Source organism: Collimonas sp. PA-H2 (assembly GCF_002564105.1).
In the GTDB taxonomy this organism is placed as follows: Bacteria; Pseudomonadota; Gammaproteobacteria; order Burkholderiales; family Burkholderiaceae_D; genus Collimonas.
On sequence record NZ_PDBX01000001.1, the window covers coordinates 3,011,015 to 3,025,769 of the forward strand.

Annotated in this window: 18 protein-coding genes; 16 read left to right on the forward strand and 2 right to left on the reverse strand. The window is 60.4% G+C overall.

The genetic code is table 11. The features are described 5' to 3' along the window. Positions 1-7: 7 nt before the first annotated feature. From hisD to tatC, 12 genes are all read left to right on the forward strand, one after another. Positions 8-1,333: a histidinol dehydrogenase gene (gene hisD / locus BCF11_RS13735; RefSeq protein ID WP_098495225.1), complete on the forward strand. Its 1,326-nt coding sequence runs from the start codon at positions 8-10 to the stop codon at positions 1,331-1,333. Further along, positions 1,320-2,165, forward strand: a complete 846-nt coding sequence (locus tag BCF11_RS13740) for a site-specific DNA-methyltransferase (RefSeq protein WP_098495226.1) — start codon at positions 1,320-1,322, stop codon at positions 2,163-2,165. Before hisD ends, BCF11_RS13740 begins: the two co-directional genes overlap by 14 nt. 293 nt (positions 2,166-2,458) lie before the next feature. Further along, positions 2,459-3,055 carry an imidazoleglycerol-phosphate dehydratase HisB gene (gene hisB / locus BCF11_RS13745; RefSeq protein WP_098495227.1) on the forward strand — a complete coding sequence of 199 codons (597 nt, stop codon included), beginning with the start codon at positions 2,459-2,461 and terminating at the stop codon, positions 3,053-3,055. 171 nt (positions 3,056-3,226) lie between these two features. Continuing rightward, on the forward strand, positions 3,227-3,865 hold the full coding sequence (gene hisH / locus BCF11_RS13750; RefSeq protein WP_098495228.1) for an imidazole glycerol phosphate synthase subunit HisH: 639 nt from the start codon (positions 3,227-3,229) through the stop codon (positions 3,863-3,865). 160 nt (positions 3,866-4,025) lie between these two features. Next, positions 4,026-4,850 (forward strand): 1-(5-phosphoribosyl)-5-[(5-phosphoribosylamino)methylideneamino]imidazole-4-carboxamide isomerase, encoded by an 825-nt coding sequence (hisA, locus tag BCF11_RS13755; RefSeq protein WP_098495229.1) that lies wholly within the window; start codon positions 4,026-4,028, stop codon positions 4,848-4,850. After that, positions 4,847-5,611 carry an imidazole glycerol phosphate synthase subunit HisF gene (gene hisF / locus BCF11_RS13760; protein WP_062111780.1) on the forward strand — a complete coding sequence of 255 codons (765 nt, stop codon included), beginning with the start codon at positions 4,847-4,849 and terminating at the stop codon, positions 5,609-5,611. Before hisA ends, hisF begins: the two co-directional genes overlap by 4 nt. Further along, entirely contained in the window at positions 5,608-6,003 is a 396-nt protein-coding gene (gene hisI, locus BCF11_RS13765; RefSeq protein ID WP_038485021.1) for a phosphoribosyl-AMP cyclohydrolase, read from the forward strand. Before hisF ends, hisI begins: the two co-directional genes overlap by 4 nt. Before the next feature lie 144 nt (positions 6,004-6,147). Then, a complete protein-coding gene (locus BCF11_RS13770) occupies positions 6,148-6,525 on the forward strand; it encodes a phosphoribosyl-ATP diphosphatase (RefSeq protein WP_098495230.1) in 378 nt (125 codons plus the stop codon). A gap of 67 nt (positions 6,526-6,592) precedes the next feature. Further along, the gene (locus tag BCF11_RS13775) at positions 6,593-6,964 is read left to right on the forward strand and encodes a histidine triad nucleotide-binding protein (RefSeq protein ID WP_098495231.1); all 372 of its coding nucleotides are present in this window, start codon (positions 6,593-6,595) and stop codon (positions 6,962-6,964) included. A gap of 102 nt (positions 6,965-7,066) precedes the next feature. Then, positions 7,067-7,276: a Sec-independent protein translocase subunit TatA gene (gene tatA / locus BCF11_RS13780; RefSeq protein ID WP_098497497.1), complete on the forward strand. Its 210-nt coding sequence runs from the start codon at positions 7,067-7,069 to the stop codon at positions 7,274-7,276. A gap of 64 nt (positions 7,277-7,340) precedes the next feature. Then, positions 7,341-7,835: a Sec-independent protein translocase protein TatB gene (tatB, locus tag BCF11_RS13785; protein WP_098495232.1), complete on the forward strand. Its 495-nt coding sequence runs from the start codon at positions 7,341-7,343 to the stop codon at positions 7,833-7,835. Between the two features lie 72 nt (positions 7,836-7,907). Next, positions 7,908-8,693 carry a twin-arginine translocase subunit TatC gene (gene tatC / locus BCF11_RS13790; protein ID WP_098495233.1) on the forward strand — a complete coding sequence of 262 codons (786 nt, stop codon included), beginning with the start codon at positions 7,908-7,910 and terminating at the stop codon, positions 8,691-8,693. 46 nt (positions 8,694-8,739) lie between these two features. Here tatC and BCF11_RS13795 read toward each other — a convergent pair whose 3' ends face one another. Further along, on the reverse strand, positions 8,740-9,426 hold the full coding sequence (locus tag BCF11_RS13795; RefSeq protein WP_098495234.1) for a DUF2461 domain-containing protein: 687 nt from the start codon (positions 9,424-9,426) through the stop codon (positions 8,740-8,742). 188 nt (positions 9,427-9,614) lie between these two features. On the opposite strand from BCF11_RS13795, the gene BCF11_RS13800 reads away from it, so the two are divergent. Further along, positions 9,615-11,069: a DHA2 family efflux MFS transporter permease subunit gene (locus tag BCF11_RS13800; protein WP_098495235.1), complete on the forward strand. Its 1,455-nt coding sequence runs from the start codon at positions 9,615-9,617 to the stop codon at positions 11,067-11,069. A gap of 49 nt (positions 11,070-11,118) precedes the next feature. Here the strand turns inward: BCF11_RS13800 and BCF11_RS13805 are convergent, their stop codons facing one another. Beyond that, complete coding sequence (locus BCF11_RS13805) at positions 11,119-12,285, reverse strand: Do family serine endopeptidase (RefSeq protein ID WP_098495236.1); 1,167 nt, start codon at positions 12,283-12,285, stop codon at positions 11,119-11,121. Positions 12,286-12,344: 59 nt separating this feature from the next. Here BCF11_RS13805 and BCF11_RS13810 point away from each other — a divergent pair, with 59 nt between their 5' ends. The 3 genes from BCF11_RS13810 to BCF11_RS13820 all read left to right on the forward strand — a co-directional run bounded on the left by BCF11_RS13810 (position 12,345) and on the right by BCF11_RS13820 (position 14,738). Further along, complete coding sequence (locus BCF11_RS13810) at positions 12,345-13,082, forward strand: Nif3-like dinuclear metal center hexameric protein (protein ID WP_098495237.1); 738 nt, start codon at positions 12,345-12,347, stop codon at positions 13,080-13,082. Between the two features lie 27 nt (positions 13,083-13,109). Further along, entirely contained in the window at positions 13,110-13,496 is a 387-nt protein-coding gene (locus tag BCF11_RS13815; protein WP_098495238.1) for an RNA-binding S4 domain-containing protein, read from the forward strand. A gap of 561 nt (positions 13,497-14,057) precedes the next feature. Next, complete coding sequence (locus BCF11_RS13820) at positions 14,058-14,738, forward strand: TetR/AcrR family transcriptional regulator (RefSeq protein ID WP_098497498.1); 681 nt, start codon at positions 14,058-14,060, stop codon at positions 14,736-14,738. Positions 14,739-14,755: the final 17 nt, after the last annotated feature.

Genomic DNA, 14,755 nt, shown 5'->3' on the forward strand with positions numbered 1-14,755 from the left:
CAGCAACATGAGCATAGCAATCAGAAAACTCGATGCGGCACAGCCGGATTTCCAGGCGCAACTGAACGCCGTGCTGGCCTTCGAAGCCGGCGAAGATGAAGCCATCGACCAGGCTGCGGCGCGCATTCTGGCCGACGTCAAGGCGCGCGGCGACGCCGCCGTGCTGGAATACACCAACCGTTTCGACCGCCTCAGCGCCAGCAGCGTCGGCGTGCTGGAAATCGGCCAGCAGGAATTGCAGGATGCCTTGGCGCAGTTGTCGCCGCAGCGCCGCAGCGCCTTGCAGACCGCCGCCGACCGCGTGCGCGCCTATCACCAGCGGCAAAAGGTGGAATGCGGTTCGGACGGCTTCAGCTATACCGAAGCCGACGGCACCGTGCTCGGGCAGAAAGTGACGCCGCTGGACCGCGTCGGCATCTACGTCCCCGGCGGCAAGGCCGCTTATCCTTCTTCTGTGCTGATGAACGCGATCCCGGCCAAGGTCGCCGGCGTGCAGGAAATCATCATGGTGGTGCCGACCCCGGACGGCGTCAAGAATCCGCTGGTGCTGGCCGCCGCGGCCATCGCTGGCGTCGACCGCGTATTCACCATCGGCGGCGCGCAAGCGGTGGCGGCGCTGGCCTACGGCACAGGCTCCATCCCGCAAGTCGACAAGATCGTCGGTCCCGGCAACGCCTATGTGGCGGCCGCCAAGCGCCGCGTGTTCGGTACGGTCGGCATCGACATGATCGCCGGGCCGTCGGAAATCCTGGTGATCTGCGACGGTACTACCGATCCCGACTGGGTAGCGATGGACCTGTTTTCGCAGGCTGAGCATGACGAGCTGGCGCAGTCGATCCTGCTGTGCCCCGACGCTGACTATATCGCCGCGGTGGAAGCCAGCATCAATCGCCAGCTGGCGCTGATGCCGCGGCATGAGGTGATCCGCACTTCGCTGACTGACCGCGGCGCCCTGATCAAGGTGCGCGACCTTGAGCAAGCCTGCGAAATCGCCAACCATATCGCCGCCGAACATCTGGAAATCTCGACCGAGAATCCGCAGCACTGGGCCGACCGCATCCGCCATGCCGGCGCCATGTTCCTGGGCCGCTTTTCTTCGGAAGCCCTGGGCGACTATTGCGCCGGTCCGAACCACGTGCTGCCGACCTCGCGCACCGCGCGCTTTTCGTCGCCGCTGGGGGTCTACGATTTCCAGAAGCGTTCCAGCATGATCAACATCAGCGAAGCCGGCGCCCAGACCCTGGGCAAGGTGGCTGCGGAACTGGCTTACGGCGAAGGTTTGCAGGCGCATGCGCGCTCGGCGGAATATCGCCTGGAAGATGGCAAGCAATGATGAGGCTCGCTGCGGCGCGCTCAGTGTGTCCAGCGTGACGGCTGCCGGCGGCGACTGGCTCAACCGCGTCTTCGGCGAAGATGCGATGCAAGGCCTGCAGCGCATTCCCGACGGTTCGGTCGACTTGCTGCTGGCCGATCCGCCGTATGGCCTGGGCAAGGATTACGGCAACGATTCCGACAAGCTCGATACCGCCGCCTACCTGCGCTGGACCGAAGAATGGATAGACGCCGCATTGCCGAAGCTAAAGCCGAACGGCAGCCTGTACATCTTCCTGACCTGGCGTTTTTCGCCGGAAATATTTGTCATGCTGAAGCAGCGCATGACCATGATCAATGAAATCGTCTGGGACCGGCGGGTGCCGTCGATGGGCGGCGGCACGCGGCGTTTTTCTTCGGTGCACGACACGATAGGTTTCTTTGCCCGCGCCAAGGACTATCACTTCGACCTCGACGCCATCCGTATTCCCTACGACGCCGAAACCAAGAAAGCCCGTTCGCGCTCGATCTTTGTCGGCGCCAAATGGCTGGAACTGGGCTACAACCCGAAAGATGTCTGGAGCGTTTCGCGCCTGCATCGCGAACATCGCGAACGTGCCGATCATCCGACCCAGAAGCCGCTGGAAATCGTCGAGCGCATGGTCAAGGCATCCTGCCCGCCGGGCGGGGTGGTGCTGGATCCCTTCATGGGCAGCGGCACCACGGCGGTGGCGGCGCGCCGCTGCGGCCGCAATTTCGTTGGTTTCGAGCTTAATCCCGAGTACTGCGCCTTGATCGAACGGCGCCTGGCGCAATTGGATAGCAAGAAGCCAGATAAGAAAGCGCTGGCGTAGGGTGGGTACGAGTGCCCACGTTGATTCCAGGTAACGCGTGGGCAGAAAGACTGGCCCACCCTACCGGCAAGAAACCTGATGAGCGGGCGCTGGCCTGAGATTCGGCGAAAAGCAACGCTGATAAAGACTATCAAGACGTCTCTTAGCAGGAAAGCCGGAAAAAGCCGGTAAAATGATGGCGCGACTCAAAAGGCGCGCCAAGCAAGCTTCAATAACGGAGAAGCTGTACTATTTAGCATTACCTCCATGGCGCCGTGTGCGTCACCACATCGTAAATTGGTCTCAAGCTCAACATGTCTACGCCTCGAACAGCATCGATCACCCGCAACACCAACGAGACGCAAATCCGCGTCTCCATCAATCTGGATGGCAGCGGCCAGCAAAAACTGAATACCGGCGTGCCCTTCCTGGACCATATGCTGGACCAGATTGCACGGCATGGCCTGATCGACCTGGATATCGAAGCCAACGGCGACTTGCATATCGACGCCCACCACACGGTGGAAGACGTCGGCATTACCTTGGGGCAAGCATTCGCCAAGGCGATCGGCGACAAGAAGGGCATCCGCCGCTACGGCCATGCCTACGTGCCGCTGGATGAAGCCTTGTCGCGCGTTGTCATCGATTTTTCCGGCCGTCCCGGACTCGAATTCCACGTACCGTTCAAGCGCGCCATGATAGGCGGCTTCGACGTCGACCTGACCCACGAATTTTTCCAGGGCTTCGTCAACCACGCCCTGGTGTCTTTGCATATCGACAACCTGCGCGGCGAGAATGCCCACCATCAATGCGAAACCGTCTTCAAGGCGTTTGGCCGCGCACTGCGTATGGCCACCGAACTGGACGCGCGTTCCGCCGGGACGATTCCTTCGACCAAGGGTAGTCTGTAGCGATCAGTAGTTGTTCGACGACTAATGTAATCACTAAAGCAGCGCTTTCGTCCTGTGCGGTCGTTCTGGCAAATCGTTGCGCCGGTCTTGGCTCTGACTTTGACCTTATACCGGCAGATCTCGCAACGCGGATGCGCACCAGGTTTGTTTCTCAAGACTTGAATTTTTATCATGAACAAAATCGTTGTGGTTGACTATGGCATGGGCAACCTGCGCTCGGTGGCGCAGGCCCTGCGCCAAGTGGCGCCGGAAGCCGATGTCCGTATCTCCGGCGTCATCGCCGATATCCAGGCTGCCGACCGGCTAGTGTTGCCGGGCCAGGGCGCGATGCCGGACTGCATGCGCTGTCTGCGCGAGTCGGGCGTGCAGGAGGCCGTGCTGGAAGCTTCACGCAACAAGCCTTTGCTGGGCGTCTGCGTGGGCGAACAGATGCTGTTCGACAGCAGCGAGGAAGGCCCTACCAACGGCCTCGGCCTGTTGCCGGGGAAGGTGGTGCGCTTCCAGCTCGACGGCCAGCTGCAAGATGACGGCTCGCGTTTCAAAGTGCCGCAGATGGGCTGGAACCGGGTGCGCCAGTCGCAGTCTCATCCGCTCTGGAACGGCATTGCCGACGACGACTATTTTTATTTCGTGCATAGTTACTACGCTGCGCCGGCGCTGGCCGAACATACCTTCGGCGAGACCGTTTATGGCGCCGCATTCAGCTGCGCCGTCGGCCGTGATAATATTTTCGCTACACAGTTCCATCCGGAGAAGAGCGCCGCCGCCGGTTTGCAGTTGTACAAGAACTTTGTGGAATGGCAAATTTAATGATTGTGGGACAGAGCTGCCCGGGTAGGGTTTAAGAGCCACCGAAGCGTGGCGAATTACACTATCCGTGCGACTCTGTCCCCAACTGACTAGATAGTGCGGCTCCGTCCACAATGACTCAAACCAGATTTTTAACTGAACTTAACCAATTAACGTAGCCATGCTGCTGATACCTGCCATCGACCTCAAAGACGGTCACTGCGTACGCCTGAAACAAGGCGATATGGACCAAGCCACTGTATTTTCCGAAGATCCGGGCGAGATGGCCCGCCATTGGCTGATGCAAGGCGCCCGCCGCCTGCACCTGGTGGACTTGAATGGCGCTTTTGCCGGCAAGCCGAAGAACGAACCGGCGGTCAAGGCCATCATCAAGGCGGTGCGTGAATTCGCCCTGCTCAACGGCGTCGAAGAAATCCCGGTGCAGCTGGGCGGCGGCATCCGCGACCTCGACACCATCGAACGCTACCTCGACGACGGCCTCAGCTACATCATCATCGGCACCGCCGCGGTCAAGAATCCCGGTTTCCTGCATGATGCCTGCAGCGCGTTTCCGGGCCAGATCATCGTCGGCCTGGACGCCAAGGACGGCAAGGTCGCCACCGACGGCTGGAGCAAGCTGTCCGGCCACGAAGTGATCGATCTCGCCAAGAAGTTCGAAGACTACGGCTGCGCTTCCATCGTCTACACCGACATCGGCCGCGACGGCATGATGGGCGGCGTCAACATCGAAGCCACCGTCAAGCTGGCGCAAAGCATGACGATTCCGGTGATCGCCTCCGGCGGCGTCCACAACGTCCACGATGTGGAAGCATTGTGCGCGGTGCAGGACGAAGGCATCGAGGCGGTGATCTGCGGCCGTTCGATCTACGAAGGCACGCTCGACCTGCGTTCGGCGCAGGAGCGCGCCGACGAGCTGAGCGATGTCTTGAGCGACGGCCTCGAAGACGAAGATTTATCGGAGCAGCCCGCAGCTGACAAGTCATGACTCTTGCCAAACGCATCATCCCCTGCCTCGACGTGACCAATGGCCGCGTCGTCAAGGGCGTCAATTTCCTGGAGCTGCGCGACGCCGGCGATCCGGTCGAGATCGCCCGCCGCTACGACGAGCAGGGCGCTGATGAACTGACCTTCCTCGACATCACCGCGTCGTCAGACAACCGCGACCTGATCCTGCCGATCATCGAAGCGGTGGCGTCGCAGGTATTCATTCCGCTGACGGTAGGCGGCGGCGTGCGCGTGGTGGAAGATGTGCGCCGTCTGCTGAACGCCGGCGCCGACAAGGTCGGCATCAATACTTCCGCGGTGACCAATCCGCAGCTGGTGGCGGACGCCGCCGCCAAGTACGGTTCGCAATGCATCGTGGTCGCCATCGACGCCAAGCAGGTCGCGCCGGGCAAGTGGGAAGTATTCACCCACGGCGGCCGCAAGGCGACCGGCCTGGATGCGATCGAATGGGCGCAAAAGATGGAACAGCTGGGAGCCGGCGAAATCCTGCTGACCAGCATGGACCGCGACGGCACCAAGGTTGGTTTCGACCTGGCCTTGACCAGCAGCGTGTCGAATGCCGTGACGATACCGGTGATTGCCTCCGGCGGCGTCGGCGGCTTGCAGGACCTGGCTGACGGCATCAAGATCGGCCGCGCCGATGCGGTGCTGGCGGCGAGCATTTTCCACTATGGTCAACACACTGTGCAGGAAGCCAAGCAGTTCATGGCGGCACAGCAGATCCCTATGAGGCTAGCATGAGCAGCGTGAGTTGGTTAAACAAGGTCAGATGGGATGAACACGGCCTGGTGCCGGTGATTGCCCAGGAGCTGGGTTCGAACGATGTCCTGATGTTCGCCTGGATGAACCGTGACGCCCTGGCGAAGACGGTGGCGTTGGGCGAGGCAGTCTACTGGAGCCGCTCGCGCAAGAAACTCTGGCACAAGGGCGAAGAGTCCGGCCACGTGCAGAAAGTGCATGAAATCCGTCTCGATTGCGACGAAGACGTGGTGTTGCTGAAAGTGACCCAGGCCGGCGACATCGCTTGCCATACCGGCCGCCATTCCTGCTTCTTCCAGAAGTATGAAAGCGACAGCAAGAGCTGGGAAGCGGTCGAGCCGGTGTTGAAAGAACCGGACGAGATTTATAAATAATGGCGGATCCCGTGCAAGCATTTAACCTGGCGATGGCTAGCGTCGTCCCCGCGAACACGGGGACCCATTTTACGGTCATCAAGTTGGATTCCGGCATGCGCGGGAATGAAGGCATATCGTCAACAGAGCGGATTTGAAGCAACCATGAGTGATACCTTACAGCGCCTGGCCGCCGTCATCGAGTCGCGCAAGCCAGCCAACGGCGGCGATCCGGCCACGTCCTATGTGGCGCGCTTGTTCGCCAAGGGCGACGATGCGATCCTGAAGAAGATCGGCGAGGAAGCCACGGAAACCGTGATGGCCGCCAAGGATGCGCGCGTCGACGGCGACGTTTCGCATGTCCTGTATGAATGCGCCGACCTGTGGTTCCATTCGATGATCATGCTGGCGCAATTCAACCTGACGCCGCAAGATGTGCTGCAGGAACTGGCGCGGCGCGAGGGTTTATCCGGGATCGACGAAAAAGCCAGCCGCAAGCTGAGCGAGCACGAACAGCAGGAATCCGATACAGGTAAGAATTGAGGCCCGCGCAAGGCCGCTTTGTTATAGCATCCTGATTCCTTTCGGCTGTTTGATATCTGGAGATAATTTGGAAAATTGTATTTTTTGCAAAATCGCGGCCAAGCAGATCCCGTCCAAGCTGATCTATGAAGACGATGACCTGGTCGCCTTCAACGACATCAATCCGGCGGCGCCCATCCATTTTCTTATTGTGCCGAAGCAACATATCGCGACGCTTGCCGATTGCGGTGAGCAGCACGCCGCTTTGCTGGGTAAAATGGCGCTCCTGGCGCCGCGTCTCGCAAAAGAGCAAGGTTGTGGCTACCAGCTCGATGAGCAAGGCCATGCCAGCGGCGGTTTCAAGACCCTGTTCAACACCGGACCGGAGGGCGGCCAAGAGGTGTACCATTTGCATATGCACGTCATCGGCGGACCTAAGCCGTGGCGCGGGCAGCGCTAAGCCAGGTTGGCGTTGGCGAAAAATGCTACCGGGTTTGTAAGGAATAGACGGTTACTTTGACTTAGCAAGTCCGGGCACAGGATGTCCGGCAAGGAGAAAAAAATGGGTTCGTTCAGTATTTGGCACTGGTTGATCGTGCTGGTTATCGTGATGTTGGTATTTGGCACCAAAAAAATCGGCAACATGGGCTCCGACCTCGGCAAGGCCGTCAAGGGCTTCAAGGATGGCGTCAAGGGCGAGGAAGAAAAAGCCGCCGCTGACAAACAAACGATTGATGTGGCAGCCAAAGAAAAGGACAAGTCCGGCAACTGAGTCATGGCCGCCGCCAGCGCAAATCCATGCTGCCGGCCCGGCCTGATGCTTGCCGCTCCTCCCCATGATTGATATTGGCCTCACTAAACTTGCTCTGATCGGCGTTGTCGCTCTGGTCGTGGTCGGCCCTGAAAAGCTGCCGACCGTCGCCCGCATGGCCGGCTCGCTGTTCGGCCGCGCGCAGCGCTATATCAACGAAGTGAAATCGGAAGTCAGCCGCGAAATCGAGCTGGAAGAGCTGCGCAAGATGCAGCAGGACGTGCAGGAAGCCGCCAGCGATATCGAACAGAGCATTGCCAGCAGCATGTCCGACGCCAACAAATACGTCCATGCCGCCTGGGACGATAGCGCCAGCATGACGCCGGAAACCTACAAGGTGGAACAGCTGGCGATCAAGGCCAAGAGTTTTCGCAAGAAAAAGCTGGCGCGCAGCAGCGCCGTCCCGGCCTGGTACAAGCAGCAAAGCGGCCAGAAATCGCGCGTGCTGTCCGGCGCCGCCCGCGTGGCGAAATATCGTCCGGCCAGCCAGGGCAAGTCTTCCGGCTCATTTTTTTCATGATTGCAAGCGTCTACCTTATGCACTTACGGTCGACGCCCAGCACAATAGCTTGTTCGCACATTACCCGTCCCCATGACTGAAGAACAGAAACCCAGCGGTTTCGACAAAACCAGCGGCGTCGAAGAGACGTTCATTTCACACCTGGTGGAATTGCGCAATCGCATCATGAAGGCATCGATCGCGATCATCGTGATCTTCCTGTGCCTGATGCCGTGGTCGGCGAACATCTACGACTTCCTGGCGGCGCCTATGCTGAACGCGCTACCGCACGGCAGCAAGATGATTGCCACCGGCGTCATCACGCCATTCCTGATTCCGGTCAAGGTGACCTTGCTGGTCGCCTTCGTCATTGCCCTGCCTTGGGTGCTGTACCAGCTGTGGGCCTTCATCGCGCCGGGTTTGTACGCCCACGAAAAGAAACTGATCGCGCCGCTGGTGGTGTCGTCTTCGATCCTGTTCATCACCGGCGTGGCCTTCTGTTATTACCTGGTGTTCGGGGTGATTTTCCATTTCATCAACAAGGTGGCCCCGGCCTCGATTTCGGTGACGCCGGACATCGACAACTACTTCGATTTCGTGATGACCATGTTCATCGCCTTCGGCGTGACCTTTGAGGTGCCGATCGTGGTGATCGTGCTGGTGCGCATGGGCCTGGTGTCGCTGGAAAAGCTGAAAGCTATCCGGCCCTACGTGATCGTGGGTGCTTTCGTGGTGGCTGCCATCGTGACGCCGCCGGATATCATGAGCCAGATGCTGCTGGCCGTGCCGCTGTGTCTGTTGTACGAGATTGGCTTGCTGGTGGCGCCTTTGTTCGTCAAGGCGACGCAGGCGCCGGTCGATTCGGAAGAGACCGTCTGACATAACAAATAAGCGGAGCGGCTCATCGCCGCTCTCGTGCACCAGCTTAATCGGCAATCGGCGTCTTGATTTGCCGCAGCCAGCTGACCAGCGGATAGGCATCCTTGAAGCCGTTCAGCAGCTCCTTCTCCAACGCGTCTGACAGCATCTTCTTGATCGGCTGTTCCTTCCAGACGATGAAATTCTTCAGCTTGAGATATTCAATGTGCGGCGCATCGGCATCGAAGCCCTTGGGTGGGCGGATCAGTTTACCCTCGGATTGCAGGGTGCCGTAAGTCGCCATCAGCTTCTTGTTCTTCAGCAGCTTGCCAAAACCGCCGGCATCCGCCACCACCTGGTTGCGGATCGCCCGCAAGCGATCGGCGGGCGGCATGTACTCGCCGCCGGCCACCAGCAGCGTGCCGCTGGCATCTATGTGAAAATAGTAGGACGGACCGCCGCCCTGGCTCGGTTTCTTCAAGCCGCTGGCGATGATGGACGCCGAGAAGTAGGTCTTGTACGGACTCTTGTCATGCGAAAAACGCATGTCGCGGTTGATGCGGAACAGCGCCTTCTTCGGATTGCAGCCGGCAATCGAGGGGTCGAATTTGCTGACCTCGGCGATCAGGCGCGTCACCAGCTCCAGGAATTCCGCGCGCAGGATATCGTAGCGCGGCTTGTTCATGACGAACCAGGCCCGGTTGTTGTTTTCAGAAAGTTCGGCAAGATATTGGGTCAGGTCGCGGACATGCATTGCAGTTTTCCTTTATGCGATTATTTTTATGAAAGCCTATTGGGTGGCGTGGTCGCGGGTACGGACATGGCGAATCGGTAATTATCGCACCAGATCCGATATTCGATGGCCGTGCTAGTATTTTCAAAAAATCGCGCGCCATTAGGTCAACAGGCCCTAGCTTGGCGCGCTTCACAGGAGACTCTCTCATGACGCATGGTATTGACGAGCGCAAGCGCTGGTCGGCCCTGATAGTGCTCTGTCTTGGCGTGCTGATGATCGTGCTTGACACCACGATCGTCAACGTCGCCTTGCCCTCGATCGCCGCCGATCTCAAATTTTCCGAAACCTCGCTGGTGTGGGTAGTGAACGCCTACATGCTGACCTTCGGCGGCTTTCTGCTGCTGGGCGGACGGCTGGGCGACCTGTACGGCCAGCGACGCATGTTCCTGCTCGGGATCACCTTGTTCACGCTGGCCTCGCTGGCCTGCGGACTGGCCAACTCGCAAGTGCTGCTGGTGTGCGCGCGGGCGGTGCAGGGCCTGGGCGGCGCCGTGGTGTCGGCGGTCTCGCTGTCGCTGATCATGAACCTGTTCACCGAGCCGGGCGAGCGCGCCAGGGCCATGGGCGTGTACGGCTTTGTCTGCGCCGGCGGCGGCAGCATCGGCGTGCTGCTGGGCGGGCTGTTGACCAGCGCCCTCAGCTGGCACTGGATTTTCCTGGTCAACCTTCCTATCGGGATCGCCGTCTATGCACTGTGCGCCGGCCTGCTGCCGCGCGGCAGCGGCGCCGCCAGCCATCACAAGCTGGATGTGGCCGGCGCTGCCAGCATCACCGTTGCGTTGATGCTCGCCGTGTATGCGATCGTCAACGGCAACCAGGCCGGCTGGGATTCGACCCAGACCATCGTCATGCTGCTGGCGGCGGTCGCGCTGCTGATCCTGTTCCTCGCCATCGAAGCGCGGGTCAAGGCGCCGCTGGTGCCGCTGGCCCTGTTCCGCCTGCGCAGCGTGGTGGTCGCGAATATCGTCGGCGTGATGTGGGCGGCAGCGATGTTCGCCTGGTTTTTTATTTCCGCACTGTACCTGCAGCGGGTGCTGGGTTACCGGCCGCTGCAGGTCGGCCTGGCGTTCTTGCCGGCCAACCTGATCATGGCGGTTTTTTCGCTCGGCCTGTCCGCCAAGCTGGTCATGCATTTCGGCATTCGCCTGCCGTTGGCCACCGGCCTGCTGGTGGCGGCTGTCGGCCTGGCCCTCTTTGCGCGGGCGCCGGTGGATGGCAGTTTCCTGCTGGATGTGCTGCCGGGCATGCTGCTGCTTGGACTGGGCGCTGGGGTAGCGTTTAATCCGATGCTGCTGGCGGCGATGAGCGAAGTGGCGACCAGCGAATCCGGGCTGGCTTCCGGCGTCGTCAATACATCTTTCATGATGGGTGGGGCGCTTGGCCTGGCGCTGCTGGCCAGTTTGGCGGACGCGCGCAGCGACGGCTTGCTGAAGGCCGGCGTGGCAGCGCAGGCGGCGCTCAATGGCGGCTATCAGCTGGCGTTTCTGGGCGGGGCGATATTTGCCGGAGCGGCGGCGGTGCTGGGCGCCGTATTGCTGCGGGCAGCGCCGCAGCCGGTGGCGGAGAAAGTCGCTCAGGACGAGCTTGAGACCATGGAATGAAAGCTGGCCTGGGCGTTTGGCCCGGGCCAGTGTGATTCGATTGATTCGATTACTCGGCTTCGCGCTTCATCGGCGGCCGCTTGCCGATGATGGCTTCCACCGTGCTTTCCTGGGTCTTGCGCAGCACGGTCAGCTTGGCCTTGCTGCCGGGTTGCAGCTGGGCGATCAGGTTGGTCATGTCGGTGCTGTCGGTGATCGGCTTGCCTTCGATCGCCACCAGGATGTCGCCCGGCTTCAGGCCGGCCTTGTCGGCCGGGCCGCTCTTGATGACGCCGGCAATGATGGCGCCGGTCTTGCGCGTCAGGCCGAAGCTTTCCGCCAGTTCCGGTGTGATGTCCTGCGGTTCGACGCCGATATAGCCGCGCACCATGTGGCCGGTGTTGATGATCGATTCCATCACGGTCTTGGCGGTCGTCATCGGCACCGCAAAACCGATCCCGAGCGAGCCGCCGGTGCGCGAATAGATAGCAGTGTTAATGCCCAGCAGGTTGCCGTTGGTGTCGATCAAGGCGCCGCCCGAATTGCCGGGATTGATGGCGGCGTCGGTCTGGATGAAATTTTCAAACTGGTTGATGCCGAGATGACTGCGGCCGAGTGCTGAAATAATCCCCATGGTGACGGTCTGGCCGACGCCGAACGGATTGCCGATCGCCAGCACGACGTCGCCGACACTGGCTTCGTCTGCCCGGCCCAGCGTGATTGCCGGCAGGTTCGGCAGCTCAATCTTGATCACCGCCAGGTCGGTTTCCGGATCGGTGCCGACTACCTTGGCGGTAGTGGTGCGGCCGTCGGCCAGCGCCACTTCGATTTCATCGGCCGATTCGACCACGTGGTTATTGGTCAGGATATAGCCTTGCGCACTGACGATGACGCCGGAACCCAGGCTGGATTGCTTGTCCTCCGAATCGTCGCCGCGGTCGCCGAAGAATTTGCGCAGCAGCGGGTCTTCCAGCACTTCCGGACTGGTTGCCTTGGCTTCCTTGCTGGTGAAGATATTCACCACCGACGGCATCGCCCGCTGCGAAGCCTGGCGGTACGAGCTCGGCGCCAGCGTGCCCGGCGCCGCTTCCTGCAGCGGCACCTTGGAGGCGGCGATATGCAGGCGCGAGCTGGTCAGCGACCCGGTTAGCCAATCCGGCTTCAAGGTCGTTACAATGAACAGGATCGCTAAACCGACGGTCACGGTTTGTGCAAATAACAGCCAGAAACGTCGCATAGTGGAGTCTTAGAAGAGGGTCAAAAATCGTGAATCAGAAATCGTTAAGCCGCACCGAAATGGCGAAGTATCTTGCCGAAGCATTAAACATTATACAGTTCCGTGATTATTGCCCAAATGGCTTGCAGGTGGAAGGACGCGCGGAAATTAGGCGCCTGGTGAGCGGCGTCACCGCCAGCCAGGCTTTGCTGGAAGCGGCAGTGGAGGCCGGCGCCGATGCAATCCTGGTGCACCATGGTTATTTCTGGCGCGGCGAAGATGCGCGCGTCATCGGCAGCAAGCATAAACGGCTGAAGTTGTTGTTAACGCATGATATCAACCTGTTCGCCTATCACCTGCCGCTGGATTCCCATCCGCAATTCGGCAACAACGTGCAGCTGGCGCAGCAGCTGGAGCTTGTGCCGGACGGCCGCTTCGGCGACGATCAGCTGGGCTGGCTGGGCCATGCCGCCGCTCCGCAGATGCAGACCGTGGGCGACCTCGCCGCCGTCATCGAGCGCCGCCTGCAGCGTGCGCCGCTGCTGATCGGCGACCCGGCGCAACCGCTGGCCAGCGTGGCCTGGTGCACCGGCGGCGCGCAAGGCATGCTGGGCGACGCCATCGCGGCCGGCGCCAGCGTCTACATCAGCGGCGAGATTTCCGAGCCGACTGTGCACCTGGCGCGCGAAAGCGGCGTGGCCTACCTGGCGGCCGGGCACCACGCCACCGAGCGCTACGGCGTCCAGGCGCTGGGGCGGCACCTGGCGGAACGCTTCGGCCTGCAGCATCAGTTCATCGATATCGACAATCCGGTTTGAACGCAAGCAGGACATAGGCAAGACAGCATGAGCAAAACAGTAGAAATCGTCAGGATCGACAAATGGCTGTGGGCGGCGCGGTTTTTCAAGACCCGTACCCTGGCCAGCGATGCGGTCGATAACGGCAAGGTGAAGCTGGACGATGAGCGCGTCAAGCCGGCGCGCAACCTCAAGATCGGCGAGATACTGGCGATCGACAATGGCGCCAGCATCTGGGAAGTCGAGGTGTTGCTGCTGGCCGACGTCCGCGGTTCCGCCGCAATCGCGCAAACCTTGTACCGGGAAACCGCCCAAAGTATCGCCAAGCGCAGCGTTGTCGCTGAGGACCGGAAATTCTTCAAGGAACCTACCCTGGCGATCAAGGGCCGGCCCACCAAGCGCGACCGCCGCTTGTTGGATAAAGCACAATCCTGAGGCTAATGCCGTTCAGTTAAGACTGAACGGCATTTTTATTTGCGGAACTCGTAGGGTGGGCACTCCGTGCCCACGCGGACGGGCCGGGGCGCGCAGCTCGGGTACGAATGCCCAGGGACGTAAATCTCCACGGCACTGCGTGGGCACGGAGTGCCCACCCTACGCCATGTCGTTCTGCCCTAACTGAACGGCATTACAATCCTGAGGCCATTTTCCAATGGCGATCTGACATCGCTTTCGTGCAGTTTTCCCGGTAGCGTGGAACCGCCCGGAGCGTTTCCCCCGCGCTGGCGGCGTTGCGGCACACGCCAGGCGTCGGACTCAAGCAGCGCAAATGAACTCCCGATCAAATTCGAAGGAGCTCTCGGTAGAACTGCCCCTCTAAGTCGCTGTTTGACATTTCGATTCTGGTGCATAATAGTACGAGCGTTCGCATTCTTGCCGGCATGAGTAAAACCATCATGCCAAAGTGAGCAGGCGCCGCTCATAACCAAAGCTAACCAGAGCCAACCAGGCAGAGACAGGACTATCGTGGCACATACCGACACGCCGCCAAAATTCATGCGTAAAGGCGAAATGACGCGCGCAGCGATCCTGGATGTCGCCATCACGCTGGCCAGCCGCGACGGTCTCGAAGGCCTGACCATCGGTTTGCTGGCTGAAAAAATGAACATGAGCAAGTCTGGCGTGTTCGCCCATTTCGGCTCGCGTGAAGACCTGCAGATCGAAGTGGTCAAGCTGTACCACCGCCAGTTCGAACAAGAAGTGTTCTATCCCAGCATCAAGGAAGCACGTGGCTTGCCGCGCCTGGAGTGCATGTTTGCGCGCTGGATCCGCCAGGTGACGATTGAAATCGCCTCGGGCTGCATCTATATCAGCGGCGCGGTCGAGTATGACGACCGGCCTGGTGAAATCCGCGAACAGCTGGTGACCATGGTGCGCACCTGGCAGCTGGCTTTGCACCGTTGCGCCTTGCAGGCGGTCGAGGCCGGCCATCTGCGGGCCGATACCGACGCCGACCAGCTAGTGTATGAAATGTACGGGCTGATCCTGGGCCTGCACCATGACGCCCGTTTTCTCAAGAAGGCCGGCAGCGTGGAGCGCGCGCAAAAAGGCTTTGACCGCCTGATCGACAGCTACCGCAACGCGCAGCCGTCGGCAACTGTCGGCAAGGCGGTATCGCAGAATCAAAAAACGAATCAAAAAATCGCTGCCAAATCGGCAGCCAGACCAATCCAATAAAGTCAATCATCAGGAGA

Bases quoted from the DNA above. Each gene is read 5' to 3' on its own strand.
- hisD (WP_098495225.1), top strand. From the start codon at position 8: ATGAGCATAGCAATCAGAAAACTCGATGCGGCACAGCCGGATTTCCAG.
- BCF11_RS13740 (WP_098495226.1), top strand. From the start codon at position 1,320: ATGGCAAGCAATGATGAGGCTCGCTGCGGCGCGCTCAGTGTGTCCAGC.
- hisB (WP_098495227.1), top strand. From the start codon at position 2,459: ATGTCTACGCCTCGAACAGCATCGATCACCCGCAACACCAACGAGACG.
- hisH (WP_098495228.1), top strand. From the start codon at position 3,227: ATGAACAAAATCGTTGTGGTTGACTATGGCATGGGCAACCTGCGCTCG.
- hisA (WP_098495229.1), top strand. From the start codon at position 4,026: ATGCTGCTGATACCTGCCATCGACCTCAAAGACGGTCACTGCGTACGC.
- hisF (WP_062111780.1), top strand. From the start codon at position 4,847: ATGACTCTTGCCAAACGCATCATCCCCTGCCTCGACGTGACCAATGGC.
- hisI (WP_038485021.1), top strand. From the start codon at position 5,608: ATGAGCAGCGTGAGTTGGTTAAACAAGGTCAGATGGGATGAACACGGC.
- BCF11_RS13770 (WP_098495230.1), top strand. From the start codon at position 6,148: ATGAGTGATACCTTACAGCGCCTGGCCGCCGTCATCGAGTCGCGCAAG.
- tatA (WP_098497497.1), top strand. From the start codon at position 7,067: ATGGGTTCGTTCAGTATTTGGCACTGGTTGATCGTGCTGGTTATCGTG.
- tatB (WP_098495232.1), top strand. From the start codon at position 7,341: ATGATTGATATTGGCCTCACTAAACTTGCTCTGATCGGCGTTGTCGCT.
- tatC (WP_098495233.1), top strand. From the start codon at position 7,908: ATGACTGAAGAACAGAAACCCAGCGGTTTCGACAAAACCAGCGGCGTC.
- BCF11_RS13795 (WP_098495234.1), bottom strand. From the start codon at position 9,426: ATGCATGTCCGCGACCTGACCCAATATCTTGCCGAACTTTCTGAAAAC.
- BCF11_RS13800 (WP_098495235.1), top strand. From the start codon at position 9,615: ATGACGCATGGTATTGACGAGCGCAAGCGCTGGTCGGCCCTGATAGTG.
- BCF11_RS13805 (WP_098495236.1), bottom strand. From the start codon at position 12,285: ATGCGACGTTTCTGGCTGTTATTTGCACAAACCGTGACCGTCGGTTTA.
- BCF11_RS13810 (WP_098495237.1), top strand. From the start codon at position 12,345: ATGGCGAAGTATCTTGCCGAAGCATTAAACATTATACAGTTCCGTGAT.
- BCF11_RS13815 (WP_098495238.1), top strand. From the start codon at position 13,110: ATGAGCAAAACAGTAGAAATCGTCAGGATCGACAAATGGCTGTGGGCG.
- BCF11_RS13820 (WP_098497498.1), top strand. From the start codon at position 14,058: ATGCGTAAAGGCGAAATGACGCGCGCAGCGATCCTGGATGTCGCCATC.